Source organism: Pinisolibacter sp., assembly GCF_036782435.1.
In the GTDB taxonomy this organism is placed as follows: domain Bacteria; phylum Pseudomonadota; class Alphaproteobacteria; order Rhizobiales; family Ancalomicrobiaceae; genus CALBKH01.
In genome coordinates, this window is sequence record NZ_DAIPZB010000023.1 from 46,480 (window position 1) to 71,538 (window position 25,059).

Here is a 25,059-nt window from a genome sequence, read left to right on the forward strand (position 1 = left end):
GGACCCGACGACCCGCGACACCGATGGCTCCCGGTCGAGCCGCCTCACCTCTCGTCGCCGGTCTCCTGCGCCGCGCGCGTCGCGCCGCGACCGGCGAGACGGGCGCGCCAACCGGCGACGAACGCCCAGGCGCGTTCGTTCCGACGGATCGCCGCCTTCGCCCGCCCGACCGCCGTCGCGACGGCGAGGAAGAGGTGTCCGGCGAGCGTCACCGGCAGACGCAGATCGACCAGCTCGACCGTCTCGTCACACCAGCTCGCCTTGTAGCGCTCGCGACCCGGGCCCATGTCGTAGACGGCGAGACCGCGCCGGCAGGCCTCTTCGATGTGCCGGAAGAACAGGGTCTCGCCCGGGCTCGCCCGCGCCAGTTCGTCTTCGGCGAAGGACGCGAAGAGGGCGTAGAGCCGTCCGCCACGGATCGATGCGCCGATCACGGCACGGATCTTCCCTCCGGCTTCGAGCCGGGTCAGCTCGACGAGCGGCGCGGCGGACCCGAGCGACGTGTGTGCGAGACGGCGGAACGCGTCGCGCACCGCGGTGGGCGCGAAAGGATCGGCGATGCCGCGGGCGGCGAGCGAGGCGCTCTTCTGGTCGAAGAAGGCGGCGAGCGTCGCCTCGACCTCCGCCGAGGTGGCGGCGATCGAGACGCGATAGTCGCCGGCGGCGACGAGGAGTTTCTCCTTGGCCTTGACCTTCTTGCGCTTGTGACCGGCATTGCGGCCGGCGAGCAGCGCATCGAAGGAGGGACCCAAGCGGAAGACGTGGCCGTCGTCGAGCGAGGGGGCGTGGGGCAACGCGGCGACGAGCGGGTTCGCCACCCCGTCCCAGACCGTCGGTACGGCATCGAGGACGAAGGCGTCGACGCCGGCGGCGCGACCGACGGCGAGGAGACCGGTGCGGATCTCCGCGGGCGGGATTTCGGCGGCGAGGTCGCGCCAGGCGCCGAGGACGTAACCGGCGTGGCTGCCGGCGAGGCGGCGGGCGACGGTGACCGGACCGACGCGTTCGATCACCAGCGGCAGCAGAAATTCGGTCGTCCCACCGCGCCGGCCACGGATCACCAGCGGTCGCGATCCCGGCGGCGTCGCACCGGCGGCGATCCAGGCCTCGACCCAGTCGTAGGCCTGGAAGGGCAGGACGCCGCCGCCCGTCTCGATTTCGCGCCACGCGTCCGCGACCGCCGCCGGATCGGCGACGGCGTCGAGCACCAGAGGCGCGCGAGGTTCGATCGAGGAGGGGCGAGACTTCGTTTCGGCCATCGCGGCGAGCGGTCCGTCGTCGGCGGATCGCGGCGGGAGAGCGATCCGTTGGCGAAGCTTAGTGCATGTTCCGTTCGGGTTGGAACGACCCGATCGAAAAGAAGCTGCTGCGCGTGGGACCGGACCGGTTTTCCGGAGATCGCGGCCCCGGCCGTGTGGCGTGCGCAGGATGTTCGGGCGGCGCGGCCCGCGCCGGCGCCGGCGTCTCACTCCTTCGGGCGGACGGGCGCATACATCCATTTGACCAGCACGGCGGCGGGCGCCGCCCACAGGAAGCCGGCGACGAGGAAATAGACGAACTGCACCCAACCGGGCTTGGTTGCGACGATCACGTCGCCGATCGCCACGGCGAAGAAGACGTAGATCAACAGGAAGATCACCAGGACCAGGGATCCGACGAGGCGGCGAGAAGGTGAGGTCATGATCCGGCGTCCCACTGGAATGACAAAACGCGAGCGACGAACCGTCGCACGTTCGGAGGCGAAATGCGGCCCCACCGCGACCTCCCGTGCGATGGTCGGCTCCACCGGGTCGGTCTATATCTCGGATCGAGGCACGGAGTGAAGTCGACGATGGCGATCGGAACGTTCGGCGGCGAAGACGGAAGCGGAGGCGCACGCTCGGACGAGCGGTCGGCTCCGCTGGTGCGCACCTGGCTGTTCGTGGTCGCGGCGATGATCTTCGCCATGGTGGTGGTGGGCGGCGCGACGCGGCTCACCGGGTCGGGTCTGTCGATCACCGAATGGGCGCCGATCATGGGGGCGATCCCTCCCCTCTCGGAAGCCGACTGGGCGGCCGCCTTCGCCAAGTACAAGGAGATCCCGCAATATCGGCTGGAGAACGCCGGCATGAGCCTCGGCGATTTCAAGTCGATCTTCTGGTGGGAATGGTCGCATCGGCTGCTCGGGCGCTCGATCGGGGTGGTCTACGCGCTGCCACTCCTGTGGTTCGTCGTCACCGGCCGGATCGGGCGGGCGCGCCTGCCACGCTTCCTCCTCCTCCTCGTCCTCGGCGGACTGCAGGGCTTCGTCGGCTGGTGGATGGTGGCCTCCGGCCTCGTCGACCGGGTGACGGTGGCGCCCTATCGGCTGGCGGTCCATCTGACGCTCGCCGCGGTGATCTTCGCCGCCATCGTCTGGACGGCGCTGACCTGCGGCCCGTCGTCGATGACGCGGCGGCGCTCACCGATCCTGAGGGTCGGCGCCGGCGCCGTGCTCGGCTGGACGGTGTTCCAGATCTTCCTCGGGGCGCTCGTCGCCGGCAATCACGCCGGGCTCGTCTACAACACGTGGCCGTCGATGAACGGCTATTTCGCGCCGCCCGACCTGATGACCTGGGAACCGTGGTGGCGGAACTTCTTCGAGAACCACGCCATGGTGCAGTTCCTGCACCGCATGGGCGCCTACGTGCTGTTCGCCCTGGCGATCGCACAGTTCACGCTGGTCGTGGTGACGGCGCGGACCTCGGCGGCCCGTGTCTCGGCCTTCGTGCTCGGCTTCGCCGTCGCCTTCCAGATGCTGGTCGGCATCGCCACGTTGCTGACGCTGGTGCCGCTGTCGCTGGCGCTCACCCATCAGGCCGTGGCCATGGTGGTCCTCACCGCGGCGGTCGTCCACGCGGTCAGCGTCTTCGCTCCCGGACACATCGCGACCGGCCTGCCCGAAGTCGGCGGACGAGCGCCTGCCGGATGACGGTTCGGACTTTTCGGACTTCCCTGCGCGCGACGCGTGCCGCGCCTCAGGCGCGGCGGATCTGATCGGCGCCGAGGACGGCGAGGACGACACCGGCGACGCGATCGATCCACAGCCGCACCTTGCGGCCGAGCGCGTGGCGGACGCCGGAGACAACCGCCACCACGCCGACCCACCAGGCGAGCGAGCCGCAGAGGACGCCGAGGACGGTGACCGCGGCGACGATCGGATCGAAGCCGGAGGACGGCGCCAGCGCGGTGAACACCGCGGCGAACATGACGATGGTCGGCGGGTTGGTGAGCGTCAGCATCACCGAGCCGAGAAAGGCGGCGGAAACCGATGCGACGGCGGCCACTTCAGCCGGTTTGTCGGTGTCCTTGGTGAAGAAGGTCTTCAGGCCGAGCCAGATCAGGAAGAGACCGGCGGCGAGATGCAACTGCTTCTCCCAGGCGAGGACGAAGGCGGAGACGCCGGCGAGACCGAGGGCGGCGACCGCGGCGTAGATGGCGTCGCCGACGGCGATGCCGGCGCCGGTCGCCAATCCCCAGCGCGGGCCCTGGGTCAGTGTGCGGCGCATACACAGGAGGCTCATCGGACCGACGGGCGCGGCGACGGCGAGACCGATGCCGGCCGCCTTGAGAAAGAGGAGAACGTGGTCCACGGGTCGGGCCTCTCGCGTCGATGGTGAAGCCCGAGCCTAGGAGCGATCCGACGCGCCGTCCAGCGCGACGGACGGCGGCTTCGGAGGTCGCCTCGTCGCGGCTTTCCGCCCGCCCGAACCGCCCTCGACCCATGTGGACGACAAGACGACGGGTCCGTGTCATAGTCCGAGCCGCTCGGTTCTCGACTCGCTGGCGATCGACGGGACGGAACGGCGCAAGATCACAAGCTCGGCCGCAGCCGACAGATTCGGGACCCGCACGTGAACGATTCCACGGCCAACGACAGCGCGACGCGCCGCGTCGTCGTTTTGATGGCGGCCTACGATGCGGCCGGAACGATCGCCGAAGCGGCCTCGAGCATTCTGGACAACACGTTGGCCGCCGACCTGCTGATCGTCGACGACTGCAGCCCGCAGCCGATGGCCGACGCGCTCGCCGGCCTCATCGCCACCCACGGCGACCGCCTCAGGGTCGTGCGCATGCCGGTCAACAGCCGGCAGAGTTCCTGCCTCAACACCGCACTCTTCGACGTGTTGCCGAAGGGCTACGAGTTCGTCGCGCTGATGGACTCCGACGACATCGCCCTGCCGCAGCGGCTCGCCGAACAGGTCGCCTTCCTCGATGCGCATCCGGATGTCGGCGCGGTCGGGACCTGGATGCAGACCTTCGACGAGACGACGCTCGAGCCGATGTACGTCCACCGGCATCCCATCGACGACGACGCCATCCGCGACGCGATGTATTTCAACAGCGCCATGGTGCACCCGAGCATGATGGTCCGGGCCGAAGTGTTCCGCACCATGGGCGGCTACAATCCGGCGCTCCAGGCGGCGGAGGACTACGAGCTGTGGCGGCGCATCCAGAGCCGTTGGAAGCTCGCCAATCTGCCCATCGTGCTGCTGCGCTACCGCCTGTCGTCGAAGGGTCAGTCGATGGCGGGGCGGCGGAGGCAACTGGCGATCCGGCTCCGGGTGCAATTGCTCTATTTCCGACCGTCGAAGTGGCGGGCCTGGGCCGGCTTGGCTCTCACCCTGGTGCTCTTCGTCGTACCGCTGCGCGCGCTCGTCAACTTCAAGGCGGCGATGTGGAAAGAGTGATGTCGCTCGCGGCGACGTGATGAAACGAAACCGGCGCCGGGACCGTAAGGAGAGACGACCTCCCTCCTCCCCGAACCCCGGATCCCGATGACTTCGCGCCTTCCCCGATTCCTGCCCTGGACCGACCGCAACGGCCGCTTTTCGCTGCTGCGCGCCGCCGTCTTCATCGTCCTGTGGTTGCCGGCATTCGACCTGATCCGCCGCTGGGCGGGCGCCGATCTGGGACCGCGACCGCTCGCCGAAGCGATCCACGTCGCCGGCGACTGGGCGGTGCGGCTCGTTCTCGTCGCGGTCGCGATCTCGCCTCTGCGACATCTCTCGGGCTCGGCGCGGTTGATCGGGGTGCGCCGGATGATCGGCCTCGCGGGGCTCGGCTACGCGATCCTCCACGTCGGCCTGTGGGCGGCAGATCTCGGCTTCGCGGCGAACATGCTGGCGTTCGAGATCGCCGTGCGGCCCTATCTCATGCTCGGCTTCGTCGCCTTCGCCGGGCTCGTGGCGATGGGGGTGACATCGAGCGACGCCATGGTGCGGCGGCTGGGAGCGGAGCGTTGGAAGCGTCTGCACGGGCTGGTGCATCCGATCCTGATCCTCACCCTCGTCCATCTCTTCCTGCAATCGAAGCTCGACCTCTCCCAGGGCGCCATCCTCTCCGGCCTCGCCTTCGCCGGACTGGCGACGCGGATGCGGATCGAGCGGCGCGGTTCGCTCGGCGTCGCCGCGGTGTTGATCGCCGCCGCGAGTGCCTTCGTCTTCGCCGCCGCCTCTGAGGCGGTCTGGTTCGTCGCCAAGACCGGTCGTTCGCCCCTGCCGCTCGTCGAGGCGAACTTCGTCTTCGTCGCACGCATCGCTCCGGCATGGTGGGCGGCGGCGATCGCTCTGGCGGTGACGGGCGGGGCGGTCGCCTTCCGGCGGTTCGTGCGCCGCTGAGGTCGGCACCCGGTGCTCGTCCCGCCGGCGGGCGAATGTCGAAGAATCGAGGAAAAATTTACCAACAAGCCGACGAACCGAATTCGACGGCCGTTTTCTTAAGGTTCTCCCGAAAGGATCGATCTCATGGGACGCACGAGCCGTCGAACGGTTCGGCTCACGGGGGACCGATGGAAGTTTCGTCTCGATCGACCGGCGGGATCCTCCCGTCCAGAGCAACGACCAGATCGCACGGCATGCGTTACGCCGTGGCGTTGGCGCTGCTGATCGCCCTGACGATCTCCTCCTTCGTGATCATGCGCATCTTCGTCGTCGACGAGCGGCAGCTCGACGCCACCATGAGCGCCATCGGCGAACTCAGGGTGGAACTCGCCACGCAGCAGATCACCATGCGCGACCTCATCACCGAACTGCGCCGGCCGGTGCCGGACGACATTCGGGTGCGCGGGCTGCGCCGGGCGCTGACCGCATCGCGCGAGCGGCTGTTGGTCGATCGGGCGACGCTGGTCCGGACGATGCGCAACAGCAGCGTGTCCCAGCCGGCCTGGAAGATCCTGCAGGACGCCCCCTACCATCTCGACCAGATCATCGGCGACATGTCGGCCGATGTGCACATCGCCCTGCGCGACGGCTCACCGGCCGAAGACGAGGACATCGCCGTCATCGGCGACGCGCGCGAGGACGGGTTCCTGGTCATCACCGATTCCCACGCCACCGCGGCGCGTCTGGCTTCGGAACGGCTCCTCGCCGAGCTGCGCAACGAGACCGAGGCGCGCAAGGTGTGGCGCGAAGAGCTCCACACCATGCTCGGCTGGGCGACGGTGTTCGTGCTGATCGGCGAAGCCTTCATCATCTTCTGGCCGCTGCTCGGCAATCTCGGTCGAGAGGCGCGCCGCGCCGACGCGGCGCAGAACGAACTGGCGCGCCTCGCCCGCCACGACGCGCTGACCGGGCTTCTCAATCGCGCCTCGCTGATCGACGAGATCGAACACGAGATCGCCGCCGCCGATCCGCGGAGCCGGCAGCTGGCGGTGATGCTGATCGACCTCGATCGCTTCAAGCCGATCAACGACATGTTCGGACATGCGGCCGGCGACGGCGTGCTGATCGAGGCGGCGCGTCGTGTGACGGCGGCGCTGCGTCCCGGCGACGTGGTGGCAAGGCTCGGCGGCGACGAGTTCGTGGTGGTGCTGCCGCAGCCGCACGACGCCGACGAAGTGCGCCACATCGGCCTGAGGATCAACGACACGCTCGGTCGCGAGATGGAGATCGAGGGGCATCGTTTCGAACTCGGCGCCTCGATCGGCTGCGCCTTCTGGCCGGCGGACGCCCGCGACGTCGACGGGCTGCTGTCGGCGGCCGACCTCGCCATGTATCAGGCGAAACGCTCCGATCTCGACGATCCGGTGTTCTTCGACGAAAAGCTGCGGTCCGCGGTGGCGCGGGTGCGCTCCGAGGAAGCCGATCTGAGGCGCGCGATCGCGCTCGACGAACTCGTCCTCCACTACCAGCCGATCGTCTCGCTCGACGGCACGAGCATCCACGGCTTCGAGGCGCTGGTGCGGTGGAACCATCCGACCCGCGGCCTGATCGAGCCCGAGCTGTTCCTGCCGACCGCCGGCCGCGCCGGGCTGATGAGCCAGTCACCTCCTGGGTGCTCGACAACGCCTGCCGGCAATATGCCCGGTGGTCGGCCGAGGGATTCGTCCCGGCCTCGCTGTCGATCAACGTCGCCGACACGTTCCTCACCCAACCCGATGCGATCGGCCAGGTGCTGGCGATCGCCGAACGTCATGCGGTTCCCGGCGGGACGCTGGTGCTCGAAGTCTCGGAGCGGGTGATGAGCGAGGAGAACCACACGCCGATCGCTCGCCAACTGGCGGCCGCCCACGCGGCGGGGCTGCGGATCGCCGTCGACGAATTCGGGCTCGGTCGCAGTTCGCTCATCCATCTGCGCAAGCCGGAGATCGACATCCTCAAGATCGATCGTGTCTTCGTGCGCGATCTGGTCTCGGCGCCGGAGAACGCGGCGATCGTCGGGGCGATGATCGAACTCGCCCGCATCCTCGACAAGCAGGTGGTGATCGAAGGCGTCGAGACGGCCGACCAGATCGCGCTGCTCGCCGTCTCCGATCAGGCCTGGGTGCAGGGCTTCCTCTATTCGCGCCCGCTCGCGGCGTCCGACGCCGCCGACTTCGTGGCGAAGATGAACGCCGAAGTCGACGAGCCGCGTCGGCGGCGCGCCTGAGAGATCGGGCGGCCTTGCGCGCGTCGACGGTCGACGCCAAGCCGCCTCGCTTCCCATCCTGCTTCCCGCCCCTTCGTCGCGCCGGCTTCGGCGGGCGTCGCGCGACCGTGATGACGGTCCCGTCCGCGCCCTCTTGAACATGTGTCCGAGAGCGGGCATGAGGAGGAGACGGAGCCGCGCGGCGGGTTCCGGCGATCCCCACGTCTCGAACCCAACGGCGACGGCACCCATGAACCGGACCACCGCCAATCTCGCCATTCTCCTCGCCGCCGCCATCTGGGGGGCGGCCTTCGTGCCGCAGCAGACGGCGATGCAGTCGCTGACGCCGATGTGGTTCCTGGCGTTGCGCTTCGCGCTGTCGATGGCGGTGACGGCGCCGCTTCTCGTCGTCGAGCACACCCGCTCGCCGATGCCGTTGACGCGGCGCTCGTGGGGGTTGGTCGGAGCGGTGGCGACGGTGTTCCTCGGCGCCAGTCTCCTGCAGCAGTTCTCGCTGGTGACGACCTCGGTCACCAACGCCGGTTTCCTCACCTCGCTCTACATCCTCTTCACCCCGTTCGTGGCGATGATGCTGACCCACGAGCGGCCCGGGTTCGGGGTGTGGCCGGCGGCCGGGCTCGGGCTCGTCGGGGCCTGGATGCTGGCGGGCGGCGGTGGGACGGCCCTGGTGATCGGCGACGGCCTCCTGATGGTCGGCGCGATGTTGTGGGCGGTGCAGATCGTGCTGATCGGCATGGCGATGCGCCATTTCAATCGGCCGCTGCTGCTCGTGATGGCGCAGTATGCGGCGATCGCGCTCTTCGCCGGCGTCTGGGCCGTCCTCCACGATCCGATCTCGTGGGAGGCGGTGCGCGCCGCTGCCCCCGAGATCCTCTATGCCGGCGTCATCTCCGGCGGTGTCGGCTACACGTTGCAGGCCCTGGCACAGCGCCACACCCACGCCTCCGACGCGGCGATCATCTTCTCCACGGAGGCGCCCTTCGCCGCGCTCTTCGGCATGTGGCTGCTCGGCGACCGGCTGACGCCGGAGCAGTGGGCCGGCTCGGCGGCGATCTTCGCGGCGGTGCTGATGGTGCAGCTGTGGCCGGGACGCACGACCGTCGCCGGGCATTGAAGCTCATGCATCGAGTCCGCGACTTCACGCGATGATTCCGCCGCGCGACCCGCGGCGGCGACCTCATGTTCGGATTCCGATTCCGGCGGGCGAGACTTCGATTCCGCCGGAGGGCGCAAGTCACTGACCGCGAATCGAATTCGGCGGGACTTCAAGTGATGATTCCGCGACCTCGCCCATCGATTCGGCGGCGGCGAAACAGCGGACTTCCGCCCGTCTTCTCACGCGTCGATTCAAGTTCGCGACCCGTCGCGATCCCCGGTATCCACGGCGCCGTGCGTCTCGGACGGCCGCTGCAGCAGCGCCAGATCGAGCAGCGCCAGCCGGCCTTCGACGAAGGCGCCGACGAGATCGCGGGCGCGGGCGCCGTCGTCGTCGCCGGGCGCGAGCGTGGCGCGCAGCCACGATCCGTCGATCATCGCCGCGGTCGCCTCGGCGAGGCGGGCGGCCTCGTCGCGGCCGAGGCGGGCGAGGGTCGGATGGGCCCGGAAGCCGGCGCGCAGATTCGATTGCAGGCGGGCGACATAGATGCGTTGGATGCGAGCGAAGCGCGGCACCACCGGCACGCGTGCCCAGAAGGCGAGCCAGACCGAGCCGATACGGCGGTCGAACTGGGCCGGTCCGAGGGTGGCGTCGACCACCGCCATGATCCTCTGGCGCGGCGTCGTCGCCTGCCGCTGCAAGGCCACGAGGCTCGAGGACAGATGCGACGCCAGATGCCTCAGGGTCGCTTCGAGCAGGCCGTTCTTGTCGCGGAAATAGAAGGCGACGAGACCCGGCGAAACACCGGCGCGACCGGCGATCTCGGCGAGCGTCGTTTCCTGGAAGCCGACGTCGGCGATCGCCTCGACGGTCGCTTCGATCAACTGGCGACGGCGGACATCTTCGGCGGCGTGGCGGCGCGGGCGGGCGGAGGGTTCGGCGGCGGCGCGCGGGGCGACGGTGGACATCGGATCTCCTGGCGGCCCGCGACCGACGACGCAGCGGGAACGGACGGCGGCACGCCCGGCGGTTCCAGCCTGATCGCGGTGGCTCGATCGGCCTCGCGAGCCCCGCCAGCATATTTTGAACACCTGTTCAGTCAATCGAGCTCCGGGGGCTTCACTCGGCGGAACGAAGTCACGGCGGCTGCGATCGCCGAGCCCGGGCGCGAAGGCGCTTCGACTTCGAGCAACGATTCAACCGAGGTCGCGGGGATTGCGAGTTCGATTCCGCCGACGACTCGAGTCGTCTGTTCGGTTTGGCTTTTTCGCTCAAGAGTGACGCTCGACCGCACACGACACCGAGCCTTCGCATCCTTCCGGCATCCGCTCGCGCTTTGCTCCGGCGGCTCAGCGTTTTTCGCCGACTTCGTGCTCTCGAACGCGAAAACGACCCGAAACCCGCGAAATTGAACGATCACTCAATACTCGAGATGGGCGGCCGTTCTTCCTTGACGAACGGTTCGGAACGTGGCCCGGGTAGGCGCGACGTCCTCTCACAGGCGCGCGAACGACGCGTGTGACGGGCGACGTCGATGCGGCCGGGCGCGAAAGCTTCCGGGCTCGACGACCGCCGCAAGAGCGCGCCCGACGCGCCGTCCCTCGCTCGAACGATCCCGATCCATCGGGAGGAGTTGTCCATGATCGCCATCCGTACCGTCCTCGCCGCCGGTCTCGCCCTCGGCCTGACCACCTCCGTCTTCGCGGCGGAACCGGATGCCTGCAAGACCCCGCGCTTCTCCGACGTCGGTTGGAGCGACATCACCGCCACCACCGGTCTGGCGTCGCGTGTCCTCATGGGCCTCGGCTACACGCCGAAGGCGGAGATCCTGTCGGTGCCGGTGACCTACGCCTCGCTGAAGAACAAGCAGATCGACATCTTCCTTGGCAACTGGATGCCGACCATGGAAGCCGACCTGAAGCCCTATCTCGAGGACAAGACGGTCGAGGTGGTGGGCGTCAATCTCACCGGCGCCAAGTACACGCTGGCGGTGCTGAAGCCGACCTGGGACGCCGGCCTCAAGGACTTCGCGGACATCCCCAAGTTCAAGGACAAGCTCGCCGCCAAGATCTACGGCATCGAGCCGGGCAACGACGGCAACCGGCTGATCCTCGACATGATCAAGGACGCCAAGTGGGGCCTCGGCGGCTTCGAACTGGTGGAGAGTTCCGAGCAGGGCATGCTCTCCCAGGTCGAGCGCACCGCCAAGGGCAAGGGCGACGTCCTGTTCCTCGGCTGGGAGCCCCATCCGATGAACACCCACTACGAGCTGAAGTACCTCTCCGGCGGCGACGACGTCTTCGGCCCGAATTTCGGCGGCGCGACCATCTACACCAACGTCCGCGCCGGCTACACGAGCGAATGCGCCAACGTCGGCAAGCTCCTGAAGAACATGACCTTCACCCTCGCTCAGGAGAGCACGATCATGGACACGATCGCGGCGGGCGAGAGCGACGGCGCCAAGGCGGCCGAGACGTGGCTGAAGGCCAATCCGGCGGTGCTCGACACGTGGCTCGACGGCGTCACCACCTTCGACGGCAAGCCGGGCCTCGCCGCGGTCAAGAAGAGCCTCGGGCTGTGACGGACGGGGCCGGCGCGCCCGCCGCGCCGGTCGTCCTCTCCGCGTCGACGAGGGCGATGCGGCGTCTCGGCGCCGCATCTCTCCCGACCTCGATGCGACGATTGCGGACGTGAACGATGGACGCGTGGATCACCGCCTTCCGGATCCCCTTCGGACGCTGGATGAAACTCGTCATCGATTTCGTCCAGGTATGGTTCGGCGACGTGATCGATCGGGTCTCGACGGTGCTGCGCGCCTTGATCGAGGGCTTCTCGTGGCTGCTGATCCAGCCGCCGGCGTCGGTGTCGATCGTCGTCTTCACCGGCTTCGTGTGGTGGCTGCATCGCCGGCCGGCGCTCACCCTCTACACCGCCGCCGCGCTCCTGATGATCGCCAATCTCGGCTACTGGGAAGCGACGATGGAGACGGTGTCGCTGGTCGGCTTCGCCACCCTCGTCTCGGTCGCGGTCGGCGTGCCGATCGGCATCGTCGCGGCGCATCGGCCGTGGTTCGCCGATCTCATCCGGCCGTTGCTCGACCTGATGCAGACGCTGCCGACCTTCGTCTATCTGATCCCGACGCTGGTGCTCTTCGGCCTCGGCGTGGTGCCGGGGCTGATCTCGACGGTGATCTTCGCGGTGCCCGCCCCGATCCGGCTCACCCAACTCGGCATCGCCTCGGTGCCGGTGCCGCTCAGAGAAGCGGGTGAGGCCTTCGGCGCGACCCGGCGACAACTCCTGTGGAAGGTCGAGCTGCCGCAAGCCATGCCGATGATCATGACCGGCGTCAACCAGACCATCATGCTCTCGCTGTCGATGGTGGTGATCGCCGCACTGGTCGGCGCCGGCGGGCTCGGCAAGCCGGTGGTGCGCGCCCTCAACACGGTCAACGTCGCCATGGGCTTCGAAGCCGGGCTCGCCATCGTCCTCCTCGCCATCCTGCTCGATCGGGTCTGCAAGTTGCCGGAGAAGCGGAGGCGGACGCCATGACCGCTTCCGAGCCCGCCGCCGCGTCCCCCTCCCCCGCCGTCGAGTTGCGCGGGGTCGACATCGTCTTCGCCGATCGGCCGGGGGAAGCGCTGCGGCTCCTCGATGCGGGCCGCAGCCGCGAGGAGATCCTCGAGACGACCGGCGCGGTGATCGGTGCCGCCGGGGTGTCGCTCACCGTCGCGGCGGGCGAGATCTGCGTGCTGATGGGTCTCTCGGGCTCGGGCAAGTCGACCGTGCTGCGCGCCGTCAACGGGCTCAATCCGGTGAGCCGCGGCGAAGTGCTGGTCGCCGACGGCGACGGCACCGTCGACGTGGCGACTTGCTCGGCGGAGACGCTGCGGCGGCTGCGGCAGAACCGCGTCGCCATGGTCTTCCAGCAATTCGCGCTGCTGCCGTGGCGGACGGTGCGCGAGAACGTCGGCTTCGGTCTCGAGCTGCGCGGCGTGGCGAGGGCGGAGCGCGACGCCATCGTCGACGCCAAGCTCGCCATGGTCGGGCTCGACAAATGGGCCGACAAGTTCGCCCACGAACTCTCCGGCGGCATGCAGCAACGGGTCGGGCTCGCCCGCGCCTTCGCCACCGACGCCGACATCCTGTTGATGGACGAGCCCTTCTCGGCGCTCGATCCGCTGATCCGCACCAAATTGCAGGACGAGCTCCTCACGCTGCAGAGGGAGCTGAAGAAGACCATCGTCTTCGTCAGTCACGACCTCGACGAGGCGCTCAAGCTCGGCGACCACATCGCCATCCTCGACGGCGGCCGCGTCGTCCAGATCGGGCCGCCGGAGGAGATCGTGCTGAAGCCGGCCGACGACTACGTCCGCGAGTTCGTCGCCAACGTCAATCCGCTGAGCGTGCTCACAGCCTACAACGTCATGCGCGACATGCGCGACCTCGCGCGCCACGGCGAGGACTGGGTGTGGCTCGACGACCGCCGCGTCACCCGCTTCCGCCTCGACGGCGCGCGGCGGGTGGTCGAAGTGGTGCACGAGGGCCGGCCGGCGACCTGGGTCACCTGCGAGGAGGCGGACGCGCCCAAGCCGGCGGATGCGAACGAGGTCTACTGGTCGCGCACCGCGACGCCGCTCAAGACGCTGATGTACGCCATGCACCGCAACGTCGCCTCGGTGGCGGTGTTCGACGACGACGACCGGTTCGTCGGCGCGGTCACCGTCGCCGACGTACTCGCCGCGGTGGTGCGGCGTCAGGGCTGATCGCGGTTCGGCCGCTTCGATCTCCGAAGGCGTCGCCGTCTCCCTCTCGGAAACGAGAAAGGGCGAGACGGTTACCCGCTCGCCCTTTCGTCACTTCGTCCGGTGACCGAGACCCGGCTCTCCAGAGCCGGGATCGGTGGGTCTTGACCCGGCTCTCACGAACCGGGATGCCGGTCGATCACTGCTGCGGCTGCTGTTCGGCGATCAGCGGCGTGATGCGACGGACGGTGACCCGCCGGTTGGCGCGCGCATCGCCTTCGGTCTGAACGCGGAGCTGGGTCTCGCCGTAGCCCTGGGTGGTCAGGTTCTCGGCCGGGATGCCGAAGTCCCGCGACAGGATCTCGGCGACCGACTGGGCGCGGCGATCGGAGAGCGACAGGTTGTCGTCCGCATCGCCCACCGCGTCGGTGTGGCCCTCGATCAGGAACACCTCTTCCGGATTGGCTTCGATCGCCTTGCCGATCGCCGCGGCGATCGCCGACAGGCGCTGGACCTGCGCCGGCCCGACCTCCCAGGACCCGCTTTCGAAGGTGATGGTGTTGACGTCGACCGACCGCATCTGCGCCCGCAGATCGGGGCTGTAGCGGACCTCGTCGAGGCTGTAACGCCGGGAGACCCGGGTCAGCGGCGGCGCGGTCAGCGCCTCGTAGATGGTCGCCTCGTCGGCGACTTCGGCGTCGACGATGTAGCGCTCGCGCGGGATCGTCAGCGGCGGCGGCGGCAGGACGACCACCTGATCGACGAAGCGGGTCGGGCGCGGCCGGAAGCCGTTGTCGATGATGATCACCTCGCGGCCGTCCGGATAGCGACGGATGCGCCGCACCAGGCGTCCGTCCGGATCGGTGACGGTGATGATGCGCACGCCGTCGGGCCGATCATAATAGGAGCGGATGAAGCCGCCTTCGTGCACCACCTGGGGCTTGTAGCCGAGGATGGCGAAGCGCTCGGATTCGTCGTGGCGGATGTAGGCCGGGGCACCCTCCTCGCGGATGATGACGCGGCCGGGCTCGCGGACGTAGCGCACGCCACCGTCGACGAAGGTTTCGCGATGCTGGTGGACCTCGGAGACGCCGCGCATCTGGTTCGACAGAATGGCGCCGCCGACCAGACCGACACCGAGGCCGATGGCCGCCGCACCGGCCGGACCGATGCCACCACCGTTACGCCGCACCGGCTGCTGGGGCGGCTGGAAACCGACCGGCGGATTGGGCTGCGGGCCGCCCTGGAACCCACCGGGCCGTTGGCCCTGCATGCCGGGAGCCCCCGGACGCTGCATACCGATGGCCGGCTGGCCCTGCATGCCGGGCGCGCCGGGACGCTGCGTGCCGACGGGCGGCTGCCCCTGCATGCCGGGAGCCCCCGGACGCTGCATGCCGACGGCCGGCTGGCCCTGCATGCCGGGCGCGCCGGGACGCTGCATGCCGACGGGCGGCTGCCCCTGCAGGGCGGGTGCGCCGGGACGCTGCATGCCGACGGCCGGCTGGCCCTGCATGCCGGGCGCGCCGGGACGCTGCTGCAGCAACTGCTGTTGCTGCTGTTGGCGCTGCTGGATCGCCTGCTGGCGCTGCTGCTGGATCTGAAGCTGCTGCTGCTGGCGCTGCTGGATCGCCTGCTGGCGCTGCTGCTGGATCTGGAGCTGCTGCTGCTGGCGCTGCTGGATCGCCTGCTGGCGCTGCTGCTGGATCTGCTGCTGCTGGGCCGCGGCGGGGGCCGCCGGGCGCACCGCCGCGGGGCGAGCCTCCGCCGGCGCAGCGGGGCGCACGGCCGCGGGCGCCATCGGGCGGGCCGGAGCCATGGGACGCGCCGCAGCCGGAGCCATGGGACGCGCCGCCGCCGGAGCCGCGGGGCGGGCAGCCGCCGGGCGGGGTGCCTGCTGTTGGGGCGGGCACTGGGCGCCGACACACTTCTTCGCGGCGGGCATCCCTTGGGCGGACGCCGACTGTCCACCGATCATCAGGGCGGGAATCATCGCACCCGCCAACAACCACGCTCTCAACATCATTTGAGCCTCTCCCGAAACTCTCGCCGCAGATCTCGTCATTCGCTCGGCGCGTCGATGGACGGCCGGCTTCGCGGAGGGTGACAGATGAACGCGCGCCGGCTGAACCACTCCTGAACGGAGATCGCGGCGATCGTTCACGTCGAGCAAAGTCCCGCACTTCGGCAGAAGATCCCGATTCCGTGTGGAATGCGAGATCCGTCTCGGGTTCCCCTGAAAATATTCCATACGCTTCGAACGGGACGCCACTCCGTTCGGCGGCGCGCGACGGGGCGACACGACGAAGGCGCCGAAAACGACGAAGGACCGAAAGGCAAGCCTTTCGGTCCTTCGCTCGGAACGATCCGAATTGGTCGGGCAGAGAGGATTCGAACCTCCGACCCCTTGACCCCCAGTCAAGTGCGCTACCAGGCTGCGCTACTGCCCGTCGATGGTCGTCCCGCGTTCGGCGAATGCGCCTCGGCGTCGGGTTCACCGACGGTCGAAGCGCGTCTCGACGAGAGGCGACTTAGACTGTTTCGCCGGCCCACGCAACACCTTTCCGGGACAGCCGGCCGGCCGCGAGATCGGCGTCGCGATGCGCCTCAGCGCACCTGATCGAGCAGGCGTTTGCACTCGAGCAGTTCGAACAAGGTCGACTGGAGACGGCGGATCTCGTCGCGCGACAACGAGCGGCCCGGGCGAGCGGCGGCGGTCTCCGCCTCGCGTCCCTGACCGTGGCCGGGCCGCAGTCGATCGAGGAACTGACCGAGGCCGGGCCGGCCCCCTTCCTTCGCCTCGGCGGCGGCGGGCACACCATGCGAACCGCCGTTGCGAGGCGGAGCGGCGAGGTCGTCGCCCGGCGAGCGCGGGGCTTCGGCCGATCCGCCGGCTCGAGACTCGTCGATCGGCCGCGGCGTGGCCCGCGACATCGTCGGAGCCGGTCGGTCGACGATGTCGCTCGCCGGTTCGGCTTCGCCGACGCTCGCGAAACGAGGGGCGAAACGCTGTGCCAGTGCCGCGGCGCCGGCCGCCTCGTCTCCGCTGCGGCGGGATTCGGTGGTCACCGGCGGGTGAAGCGGCACCTCGGCCTCGTCGGGGCGCACCATCGGCACGGCGAAATCCGCCTCGCCCGCCTCGCGCGGCCGCCCGGCGGGAACCACGTGATGCGGCGCATAGGGCGAATAGGCGTCGTCGGGCGGCGGTTCGGCCGCCTCGGCGGCGATGTCGTCGTCGAAGTCCTCTTCGAACTCCGGTTCCGCACGGTCGTCGTGACGCGGAGCGCCGACGCCACCGGACGGCGGCGGCTGGGGCGCGCCTTCGCGCCAGACGTTCATGACGAAGCGCACACCCTGCTCCTTCAGGATGCGCTGGACACCGCGAATGGTGTAGCCCTCGCCGTAGAGCAGATGGCGGATGCCCTTGAGCAGGTCGATGTCGTCGGGGCGATAGTAGCGCCGTCCTCCGCCGCGCTTCAGCGGCTTGATCTGGGCGAAGCGTGTTTCCCAGAAACGCAGGACGTGCTGCGGCAGATCGAGGTCGATCGCCGCTTCACTGATGGTGCGAAAGGCGTCTGGGCTCTTGTCCACGGCCTCGGCTCTCACGGAGCGGCCGGCCGTGGCCCGTATCAGCCATCGTCGCCGGCCAGCGACTCGTTGATCTTCTGCTTCAAGACGTTCGACGGCTTGAAGACCATCACCCGGCGCGGTGAGATCGGCACTTCTTCGCCGGTCTTCGGATTGCGTCCGATCCGCTCGCCCTTGGAACGGACGAGGAAGGTCCCGAACGAGGAGAGTTTCACCGACTCGCCCTCCACCAGGCAATCGGAAATCTCACCGAGAACCATTTCGACGAGGTCGGCCGACTCGGTCCGGGACAGTCCCACCTTCTGGTAGACCGCTTCGCACAGATCCGCTCGGGTGATCGTCTTCCCCGCCATGGTTCAGCCTTTCCCTGTCGAATTCGTCGACGCGGCCGTCCCCTCGGATGGGGGTCCACCACGCACGAAAAAGGCGCTTCTTCCGGCGCCCGTCCGAACGAGACGAAAAGTTATTATCTCTCCGACGGATGGTCAACTGCGACGAGGCGCTCGCAGGGGGCGCCGCGACACCTCGGGTTCCCCCGAGAATCCGGGGGATGATCGGCGTCGACGGTGCGCGGAGGCGGCGTCGAGGCCGGATCACCAGCGCAACAGCACCGCACCCCAGGTGAAACCACCACCCATGGCCTCGAGCATCACCATGTCGCCCTTCTTGATGCGGCCGTCCTTGACGGCGACGTCGACGGCGAGCGGAATCGAGGCGGCGGAGGTGTTGCCGTGATCCTGCACGGTCATCACCACCTTTTCGGGCGCGATGCCGAGCTTGCGACCGGTGGCGTCGATGATGCGACGATTGGCCTGATGCGGCACGAACCAGTCGATGTCGTCGCCGCCGAGGCCGGTCTTGTCGAACAGCACCTCGATGACGTCGGCGAGATTGGTCACGGCGTGCTTGAAGACCTCCTTGCCCTCCATGCGGAGATGGCCGGCGGTCTGGGTGGTCGACACGCCGCCGTCGACCCAGAGCTTCTCCTTGTGGCGGCCGTCGGCGCGCAGCGACGAGGCGAGGATGCCGCGGTCGGCGGAAGTTCCCTCGCTCTCGACCGCCTCGACCACCAGCGCGCCGGCGCCGTCGCCGAACAGCACGCAGGTGGTGCGGTCGGTCCAGTCGAGGATGCGCGAGAAGGTCTCGGCGCCGATCACCAGCGCCCGCTTGGCCATGCCGGCCTTGAGTTGGGCGTCGACGGTGGCCAGCGCATAGACGAAGCCGGAGCACACCGCCTGGATGTCGTAGGCGAAGCCGTGGTGGATGCCGAGGCGGCTCTGCACTTCGACGGCGGTCGCCGGGAAGGTGTGATCGGGGGTGGCGGTCGCCACCACCACGAGATCGATGTCCTCGCCCGTCAGACCGGCGTCGGCCAGCGCGGCACGGCCGGCGTGGACGGCGAGATCGGAGGTGTATTCGCCCGGCGCGGCGCGGTGGCGGGCGTGGATGCCGGTGCGTTCGACGATCCACTCGTCCGAAGTGTCGACGATCTCGGCCAGATCGGCGTTGGTGAGGCGCTCGGCGGGCAGATACGAGCCGACGCCGCGGACGACCGTACGAAGGATGCTCACTGTTCACCTCGCGCGTCGCCGTTCGAGCCTTCCGCGAAACCGGCTCGGTGGTAGTGCTGCAGGCCCTGGACGATGCCGCTCGCCAGATCGTTCTTGGCCATGTCGTGGGCGAGTTCGATGGCCGAGGCGAAGCCCTCGGCGTCGGTGCCGCCGTGGCTCTTGATGACGATACCGTTGAGGCCGAGGAAGACGCCGCCGTTCACTTTCCGCGGGTCCATCTTCTCCTTCAGCCGGTCGAAGGCCGACTTGGCGAGGAGATAGCCGAGGCGGGCGAGCCAGGTGCGGGTGAGGCCGGCGCGCAGATATTGGCCGATCTGCTTCGCCGTGCCTTCCGCCGTCTTCAGCGCGATGTTGCCGGCGAAACCTTCGGTCACCACCACGTCGACGACGCCGCGGCCGATGTCGTCGCCTTCGACGAAGCCGAAATAGGCGAGTTCGGGGAGATCGGCCTCCTTGAGCAGGCGGCCGGCCATCTTGACCTCTTCGATGCCCTTGACCTCTTCGACGCCGACGTTGAGCAGGCCGACGGTCGGACGGGGCTTGCCGAAGACGGCCTTGGCCATCGCCGCGCCCATCACCGCGAAGTCGATGAGCTGCTGGGCGTCGGCGCCGATGGTGGCGCCGACGTCGAGGACGATCGACTCGCCGTCGACGGTCGGCCAGATCGCCGCGATCGCCGGGCGTTCGATGCCGGCCATGGTGCGCAGGCAGAACTTCGACATGGCCATCAGCGCGCCGGTGTTGCCGGCGGAGACGCAGACCGCGGCCTCGCCGGTCTTCACCGCCTCGATCGCCTTCCACATCGACGACTTCCAGCGGCCGGCGCGCAGCGCCCGGCTCGGCTTGTCGTCCATGCGGACGACGACGTCGGTGTGGACGATCCGCGCGGCCTCGGCGAGGCGGGGATGGCGGGCCAGGAGGGGCGCGAGGCGCTTCTCGTCGCCGAACAGGACGAAGCGCAGCTCGGGCCGCCGCTCCAGCGCCACCGCGGCGCCGGGAACGACCATGTCCGGTCCGGCGTCGCCGCCCATGGCATCGAGGGAAATGATGATCGGTGTAGGCATCTCGATCCGGTTCGTCGGGCCTCGCCGACGGAGGCGGGACAATACCGCTTTCCGCCGGTCTCGCAACCGCTGTCGTCGCCGTTTCCTCGTTCGCGCCGGCCCATCACGCGAGGTGTTCGGGTCGGCTCCCCTATCATTCCTTCTTCAATCGCGCCAGTGCGGCGAAGGGCGAGAGCTTCTCGCGACCGTCGCCCGCCCCGGCCGTTTCGGCGTCGAAGACCACGCCGGGCTTGCGCGGATAGGGGTCGAGGCCGAGCATGAAGTGCTCGGTGACGATGGCGCCGACGTCGATGACGCCACCCTCGATCGGATCGGGGATGTCGAGCGCCGCGGCGTCGAGATCGATCTCGCCGTTCTCGTCGGGGGCGACCTCGTATTTCGCCATCTCCTCGGGCGGCACGAGCTTGACGTCGATCGCCTCGTCGACGGTGGTGGCGACCGGTTCGAGCGTCACCACACAGGTCTGGGTGAGCTTCGCCGAGACCTTGCCGGTCACCGCGAAGCCCTCTCCCGACCACGGTCTGACCAGGACTTCGGCCGACAGCGCCTCGACCGAGACGATACCGGCGGCCTCGGCGAGCGCGGCACGCTGGCCGGCATCGGCCTCGATGATCACGTGGGTGCCGGTGTGCGGAACCTCGGCGGGGCTCAGAGTGCGGCGGATCGGGTGTTCGGTGTCGGTCATGGTGTGATCCCGGGGGAGTGGGGCGCCGGATCGGGCCAGTCGATGCGACCGGCGAGAAGGCGATCGAGAGTGTGGGTGGCGAGGGCGGCGTCGACCTCGGCGACGTGGGCGGCGAGCGCCGCCGCACCGCCGCGATCCTTCGCCTCGGTGAGAACGTTGCGGGCGAGCGCCTCGGCGAGGGCCTGCCGGTCGCCGGCGGTCAGCGCCGCGTCGTAGGCGCGGATGCGGCCGTTCCAGGCGGCGGCGAGTTTCTTCATGCGTTTCGGCACGGCGACGTCGCCGACGCCCATCTCGCGCAGCGCCCGGTCCATCTCTTCGAAGAAATATTCGATCAGATCCTGGACGCGGCCGCTCAGGGTCTGTGGCTTGCGTCGCCCTTCCGTGGGCAGTTCGCGGTCGAGAGCGGGGTCGGCGCGCAGGCGGCGGACGACCAGGGCGAGATGGAGGACGACCATGTCGAAGCGCGCCGTCGGCGTGTCGGGGACGCCGAAATCGGCATAGAAGTCGGTCCGCCGTGCTTCCGTCACGATCGCCGAATAGAGCGCGACGGTCGACGGCGCGGGACCGCTGCGGAACAGGCCGAAGATCATCGGGACTCCGTGGCGGGTTCGGCCCCGCCGTCAGCTTCGCCGTGCGAGGCACGGCCGTTGTCATCCGACCTAGCGCAGGTTAGGGAAGAAGCCAAGAAGCAGGCTCCGCGGCGACGCCGGGAGCGCGAGACCAACGGTCGCGAGGCGGCCGCCGCTCGAGGAGATGGGTGATGGATCGTCGCAAGTCGAACGCCGGGCGCGGGACGGGTCTCGGACGAGCCGGCGGAAACGCGCTGCGCGGCTTCGCCCTGGCGGTGACGATCGCGACGGCGACGGGTCTGAGCGGCTGCGCCGAGAGCTACCAGCACGGCTACATCGCCCCCGACAACGCGGTCGACCAGGTCCAGGTCGGCGCCTCGCGCGAGCAGGTGCTGCTGATCCTCGGCTCGCCCTCCACCACCGCCACCATCGGCGGCGAGGCCTTCTACTACATCACCCAGAAGGCCAAGCGCTCGGTCGCCTTCCTGCACCAGGCGGTCTACGAGCAGAAGGTGATCGCCGTCTATTTCGACGAGAAGGCGCAGGTGAAAGAGGTCGCCCACTACGGGCTCGAGGACGGCAAGGTGTTCGACTACATCAGCCGCAAGACCAAGACCACCGGCGCCGATTACGGACTGCTGTCGCAGATCCTCAAGGCCAACCCGGCGAACCCGCTCACCTCCAACCAGTGAGGCCGAGGACCGGAGACGCCGAAGCGCCCGGCCTTCGAAGGCGCGCGAATTTCTCATTTGCGTCGGCAGCATGAGAATTTTGCCTCAGGACCGCCATCGGTCGTCTCCAATGGCCGATGGCGTATGGGGATTTCGGGACCCCGCCCCCCGTCGCCGTCGACTTTCGCGCCGCCGCCCCTTCGGGCGGCGGTTTCGTTTTCGGCGAGGGCGACGGGGTGGAGCGCCGACAGCCGACAGCCGACAGCCGACAGCCGACAGCCGATCGCCTCTCTCGAGCGACGGGAGCGACCACAACCTCCGATTAACTGTTTCTCAGAAATATGCCAGAAATTTACGCCGCTTTCATGCGGCGCCGGCTCTAGTCGAGACATTCGATTTCCAATTTGCCACGATCGGACGCCGCGTTGAGATATCAGTTCGAGTTCTTCGTCACCGGATTCCTCGCTCTCGTCGCCGTGGTCCTCTCCGCGACCCACGACCTTCCCTTCATCGCCCCGCACGCCGACGGGGCGGCCTTCGTCGGGATCCACTACCTCGCGCCCACCGTCGCCGCCCTCGCCTGGGCGCTGGTGATGGCGCGCCGAGATCCCCTGGCGTCGATCATGCCGATCGTCGTGTCGATCGGTAGCTACGGCGTGGTGATCTGGCTGCATTTCAACATCAAGCTCTGGGTCCCGGTGATCGAACCGACGACGCACGACGCGCTGTTCCGGGCGAGCGGGGAGGCGATAAGACCGGTGGTCGACGCCGCTTTCGCCGCGCGCAGGGTCCTCGCCGCGGTCCTGCCCTCGATCGACGACTGGTACATCCACGCCTACATCGCGATGTTCTACTTCAGCTTCTTCGTCCACGCGGCGCGGTCGGAACGACATTTTCGCACCGTGTTCCGGGCGGCGCTCGTCCTGCAGGCACTGGGAGCGGTGGCCTATCTGGCGATGCCGGCGATAGGCCCCTTCGTCTACGAAGCCGGGATGAACGCCCTCGCCTCGAACGCCCAGGCGGCGATGATGCAGCTGCGGGAGCAACTCGTGGCGGCGCCCGACGCGGATATCGCCCGCATCGCCGAGGGCGGCCTCTTCGCCGGATTGGCGGCGATGCCGTCGCTCCATGCCGGCGGCGCGTTCCTGTTCCTGATGTTCGCGGCGAAGTGGGAGCGTTGGTTGTTGATCGGTTACATCCCGGTGTTCGTCTTCATCCTGATCGAGGCCGTGGCGAGCAGGTGGCACTACGTCATCGATCTCCCGGTCGGGATCGCCCTCGCCGCCGCAGCGATCGCGTTCACCGCATGGTGCGAGAGCCGCGAGACGACGGCCTCCGTCGCGGTCGAACCGGAGCTCGAGCCAGCTCCTTGAGAACGGCGCGGCGGGAGGCGGACACGTTTCGGGGGGCCGCCCGTCGAGCCGAGGCCGTAGGGTCGAAAAGAGAAAAGCCCCCACGCGAGGTCGTCGCGCGGGGGCTCTTCGTTTTCTCGGCGTCGGCGCCCCGACCCACTCGTTCGTGGCCGGCGGAGGCGGGACGGTCCCGCCTTCGCCTCCTCGCGTCGGCTCAGCCGTGAGCGAGGATCGCCAGCAGCAGCAGGGCAACGATGTTGGTGATCTTGATCGCCGGGTTGACCGCCGGGCCGGCGGTGTCCTTGTAGGGATCGCCGACGGTGTCACCGGTGACCGACGCCTTGTGGGCTTCGGAGCCCTTGAGGTGCTTGACGCCGTCCTTGTCGACGAAGCCGTCTTCGAAAGACTTCTTGGCGTTGTCCCAGGCGCCGCCGCCGGAGGTCATGGAGACCGCGACGAAGATGCCGTTGACGATGACGCCGAGCAGCGAGGCGCCGAGCGCGGCGAAGGCCGAGGCCTTGGAGCCGGACACGGCGAGCACGCCGAAGTAGGCGACGACAGGAGCGAGCACCGGCAGCATCGACGGGATGATCATCTCGCGGATGGCGGCCTTGGTCAGCATGTCGACCGCACGACCGTAGTCGGGACGATCGGTGCCTTCCATGATGCCCGGCTTCTCCTTGAACTGGCGACGGACCTCTTCCACCACCGAACCGGCGGCACGGCCGACGGCGGTCATGGCGACGCCACCGAACAGGTAGGGGATGAGGCCGCCGAAGATCAGACCGGCGACGACATAGGGGTTGGAGAGGTCGAAGGAGACCTGACCCATGCCCTTGAAGTAGGGGTACTTGTCGCCGTTGGCGGCGAAGTGCTGGAGGTCGTTGGCGTAGGCCGCGAACAGCACCAGCGCGCCGAGACCGGCAGAACCGATGGCGTAGCCCTTGGTCACCGCCTTGGTGGTGTTGCCGACCGCGTCGAGCGCGTCGGTGGTCTGACGCACCTCCTTGGGCAGGCCCGCCATCTCGGCGATGCCGCCGGCGTTGTCGGTCACCGGGCCGAAGGCGTCGAGAGCGACGATCATGCCGGCGAGGCCGAGCATGGTGGTCACCGCGATCGCCGTGCCGTAGAGGCCGGCCAGCTGGTAGGTGGAGATGATGCCGGCGACGATGACGATCGCGGGCGCCGCGGTCGACTCGAGCGAGACGGCGAGGCCCTGGATGACGTTGGTGCCGTGACCGGTGACCGACGCCTGAGCGATGGAGACCACCGGGCGCTTTCCGGTGCCGGTGTAGTACTCGGTGATCCAGACGATCAGGCCGGTGACGACCAGACCGATGATGCCCGAGACGAACAGCGCCTTGCCGGTGACGACCTGACCGGCGACGACGCCGATCTCACCCCAGCCGACGGTGAACTGGTTGGCGATGGCGAGGCCGACGATCGACAGCAGGCCGGTGACGATGAGGCCCTTGTAGAGGGCGCCCATGATCGAATTGTTCGAGCCGAGCTTGACGAAGAAGGTGCCGATGATCGAGGTCACGATGCAGACCGCGCCGATCATCAGCGGGTAGAGCATGGTGGCGGCCAGCGACGGGGCGGTGGCGAAGAAGATCGCGGCGAGAACCATGGTGGCGACGACGGTCACCGCATAGGTCTCGAACAGGTCGGCGGCCATACCGGCGCAGTCGCCGACGTTGTCGCCGACGTTGTCGGCGATGGTGGCCGGGTTGCGCGGATCGTCCTCGGGGATACCGGCCTCGACCTTGCCGACGAGGTCGGCGCCGACGTCCGCACCCTTGGTGAAGATGCCGCCGCCGAGACGGGCGAAGATCGA

Annotated in this window: 20 protein-coding genes, 1 tRNA gene and 2 pseudogenes; 10 read left to right on the forward strand and 13 right to left on the reverse strand. The window is 68.8% G+C overall.

Annotation, left to right across the window (positions count from 1 at the left end):
• Positions 1–44: 44 nt before the first annotated feature.
• Positions 45–1,259, reverse strand: a complete 1,215-nt coding sequence (locus tag V7Q42_RS11610) for a GNAT family N-acetyltransferase (RefSeq protein ID WP_333824239.1) — start codon at positions 1,257–1,259, stop codon at positions 45–47.
• Positions 1,260–1,465: 206 nt separating this feature from the next.
• On the reverse strand, positions 1,466–1,681 hold the full coding sequence (locus tag V7Q42_RS11615) for a DUF2842 domain-containing protein (protein WP_333824240.1): 216 nt from the start codon (positions 1,679–1,681) through the stop codon (positions 1,466–1,468).
• 150 nt (positions 1,682–1,831) lie between these two features.
• On the opposite strand from V7Q42_RS11615, the gene V7Q42_RS11620 reads away from it, so the two are divergent.
• Positions 1,832–2,950, forward strand: coding sequence for a COX15/CtaA family protein (locus V7Q42_RS11620; RefSeq protein ID WP_333824241.1), 1,119 nt, complete (start codon positions 1,832–1,834; stop codon positions 2,948–2,950).
• A 46-nt stretch (positions 2,951–2,996) separates the two neighbouring features.
• Here V7Q42_RS11620 and V7Q42_RS11625 read toward each other — a convergent pair whose 3' ends face one another.
• A complete protein-coding gene (locus V7Q42_RS11625; RefSeq protein WP_333824242.1) occupies positions 2,997–3,611 on the reverse strand; it encodes a LysE family translocator in 615 nt (204 codons plus the stop codon).
• Positions 3,612–3,872: 261 nt separating this feature from the next.
• On the opposite strand from V7Q42_RS11625, the gene V7Q42_RS11630 reads away from it, so the two are divergent.
• The 4 genes and pseudogenes from V7Q42_RS11630 (at position 3,873) to V7Q42_RS11645 (ending at position 9,001) form a co-directional block, all read left to right on the forward strand.
• Positions 3,873–4,709: a glycosyltransferase gene (locus V7Q42_RS11630; RefSeq protein ID WP_333824243.1), complete on the forward strand. Its 837-nt coding sequence runs from the start codon at positions 3,873–3,875 to the stop codon at positions 4,707–4,709.
• Positions 4,710–4,796: 87 nt separating this feature from the next.
• Positions 4,797–5,639, forward strand: coding sequence for a sulfite oxidase heme-binding subunit YedZ (locus V7Q42_RS11635; RefSeq protein WP_333824244.1), 843 nt, complete (start codon positions 4,797–4,799; stop codon positions 5,637–5,639).
• A gap of 803 nt (positions 5,640–6,442) precedes the next feature.
• Positions 6,443–7,887 (forward strand): annotated as a pseudogene (locus V7Q42_RS11640) (putative bifunctional diguanylate cyclase/phosphodiesterase).
• 229 nt (positions 7,888–8,116) lie between these two features.
• Positions 8,117–9,001 (forward strand): DMT family transporter, encoded by an 885-nt coding sequence (locus V7Q42_RS11645; protein WP_333824245.1) that lies wholly within the window; start codon positions 8,117–8,119, stop codon positions 8,999–9,001.
• Positions 9,002–9,234: 233 nt separating this feature from the next.
• Here V7Q42_RS11645 and betI read toward each other — a convergent pair whose 3' ends face one another.
• Positions 9,235–9,951, reverse strand: a complete 717-nt coding sequence (gene betI / locus V7Q42_RS11650) for a transcriptional regulator BetI (RefSeq protein ID WP_333824246.1) — start codon at positions 9,949–9,951, stop codon at positions 9,235–9,237.
• Between the two features lie 671 nt (positions 9,952–10,622).
• Here betI and V7Q42_RS11655 point away from each other — a divergent pair.
• The 3 genes from V7Q42_RS11655 (at position 10,623) to choV (ending at position 13,746) form a co-directional block, all read left to right on the forward strand.
• Positions 10,623–11,564, forward strand: coding sequence for a choline ABC transporter substrate-binding protein (locus V7Q42_RS11655; RefSeq protein WP_333824247.1), 942 nt, complete (start codon positions 10,623–10,625; stop codon positions 11,562–11,564).
• Positions 11,565–11,680: 116 nt separating this feature from the next.
• Positions 11,681–12,532, forward strand: coding sequence for a choline ABC transporter permease subunit (choW, locus tag V7Q42_RS11660; protein ID WP_333824248.1), 852 nt, complete (start codon positions 11,681–11,683; stop codon positions 12,530–12,532).
• A complete protein-coding gene (choV, locus tag V7Q42_RS11665) occupies positions 12,529–13,746 on the forward strand; it encodes a choline ABC transporter ATP-binding protein (RefSeq protein WP_333824249.1) in 1,218 nt (405 codons plus the stop codon). Before choW ends, choV begins: the two co-directional genes overlap by 4 nt.
• 178 nt (positions 13,747–13,924) lie before the next feature.
• Here the strand turns inward: choV and V7Q42_RS11670 are convergent, their stop codons facing one another.
• From V7Q42_RS11670 to V7Q42_RS11705, 8 genes and pseudogenes are all read right to left on the reverse strand, one after another.
• Positions 13,925–15,541 (reverse strand): OmpA family protein, encoded by a 1,617-nt coding sequence (locus tag V7Q42_RS11670; protein ID WP_333824250.1) that lies wholly within the window; start codon positions 15,539–15,541, stop codon positions 13,925–13,927.
• A 554-nt stretch (positions 15,542–16,095) separates the two neighbouring features.
• Positions 16,096–16,172, reverse strand: a tRNA-Pro gene (locus V7Q42_RS11675).
• A gap of 897 nt (positions 16,173–17,069) precedes the next feature.
• Positions 17,070–17,313, reverse strand: a pseudogene (locus tag V7Q42_RS11680) (MerR family transcriptional regulator); the annotation flags it as partial.
• A gap of 38 nt (positions 17,314–17,351) precedes the next feature.
• The gene (locus V7Q42_RS11685; RefSeq protein ID WP_333824251.1) at positions 17,352–17,663 is read right to left on the reverse strand and encodes an integration host factor subunit alpha; all 312 of its coding nucleotides are present in this window, start codon (positions 17,661–17,663) and stop codon (positions 17,352–17,354) included.
• A 240-nt stretch (positions 17,664–17,903) separates the two neighbouring features.
• Entirely contained in the window at positions 17,904–18,875 is a 972-nt protein-coding gene (locus V7Q42_RS11690) for a beta-ketoacyl-ACP synthase III (RefSeq protein WP_333824259.1), read from the reverse strand.
• Between the two features lie 2 nt (positions 18,876–18,877).
• Entirely contained in the window at positions 18,878–19,945 is a 1,068-nt protein-coding gene (gene plsX / locus V7Q42_RS11695; protein ID WP_333824252.1) for a phosphate acyltransferase PlsX, read from the reverse strand.
• 133 nt (positions 19,946–20,078) lie between these two features.
• Positions 20,079–20,630, reverse strand: coding sequence for a YceD family protein (locus V7Q42_RS11700; protein ID WP_333824253.1), 552 nt, complete (start codon positions 20,628–20,630; stop codon positions 20,079–20,081).
• Positions 20,627–21,220: a ubiquinol-cytochrome C chaperone family protein gene (locus tag V7Q42_RS11705; RefSeq protein WP_333824254.1), complete on the reverse strand. Its 594-nt coding sequence runs from the start codon at positions 21,218–21,220 to the stop codon at positions 20,627–20,629. Before V7Q42_RS11705 ends, V7Q42_RS11700 begins: the two co-directional genes overlap by 4 nt.
• A gap of 170 nt (positions 21,221–21,390) precedes the next feature.
• On the opposite strand from V7Q42_RS11705, the gene V7Q42_RS11710 reads away from it, so the two are divergent.
• Together V7Q42_RS11710 and V7Q42_RS11715 are read left to right on the forward strand one after the other, a co-directional pair.
• Positions 21,391–21,891: an outer membrane protein assembly factor BamE gene (locus V7Q42_RS11710; RefSeq protein ID WP_333824255.1), complete on the forward strand. Its 501-nt coding sequence runs from the start codon at positions 21,391–21,393 to the stop codon at positions 21,889–21,891.
• A 404-nt stretch (positions 21,892–22,295) separates the two neighbouring features.
• Positions 22,296–23,243 (forward strand): phosphatase PAP2 family protein, encoded by a 948-nt coding sequence (locus tag V7Q42_RS11715; protein WP_333824257.1) that lies wholly within the window; start codon positions 22,296–22,298, stop codon positions 23,241–23,243.
• Between the two features lie 193 nt (positions 23,244–23,436).
• Here the strand turns inward: V7Q42_RS11715 and V7Q42_RS11720 are convergent.
• Positions 23,437–25,059, reverse strand: a 1,623-nt coding sequence (locus V7Q42_RS11720; protein WP_333824258.1) for a sodium-translocating pyrophosphatase, incomplete at its 5' end; no start/stop codon positions are given.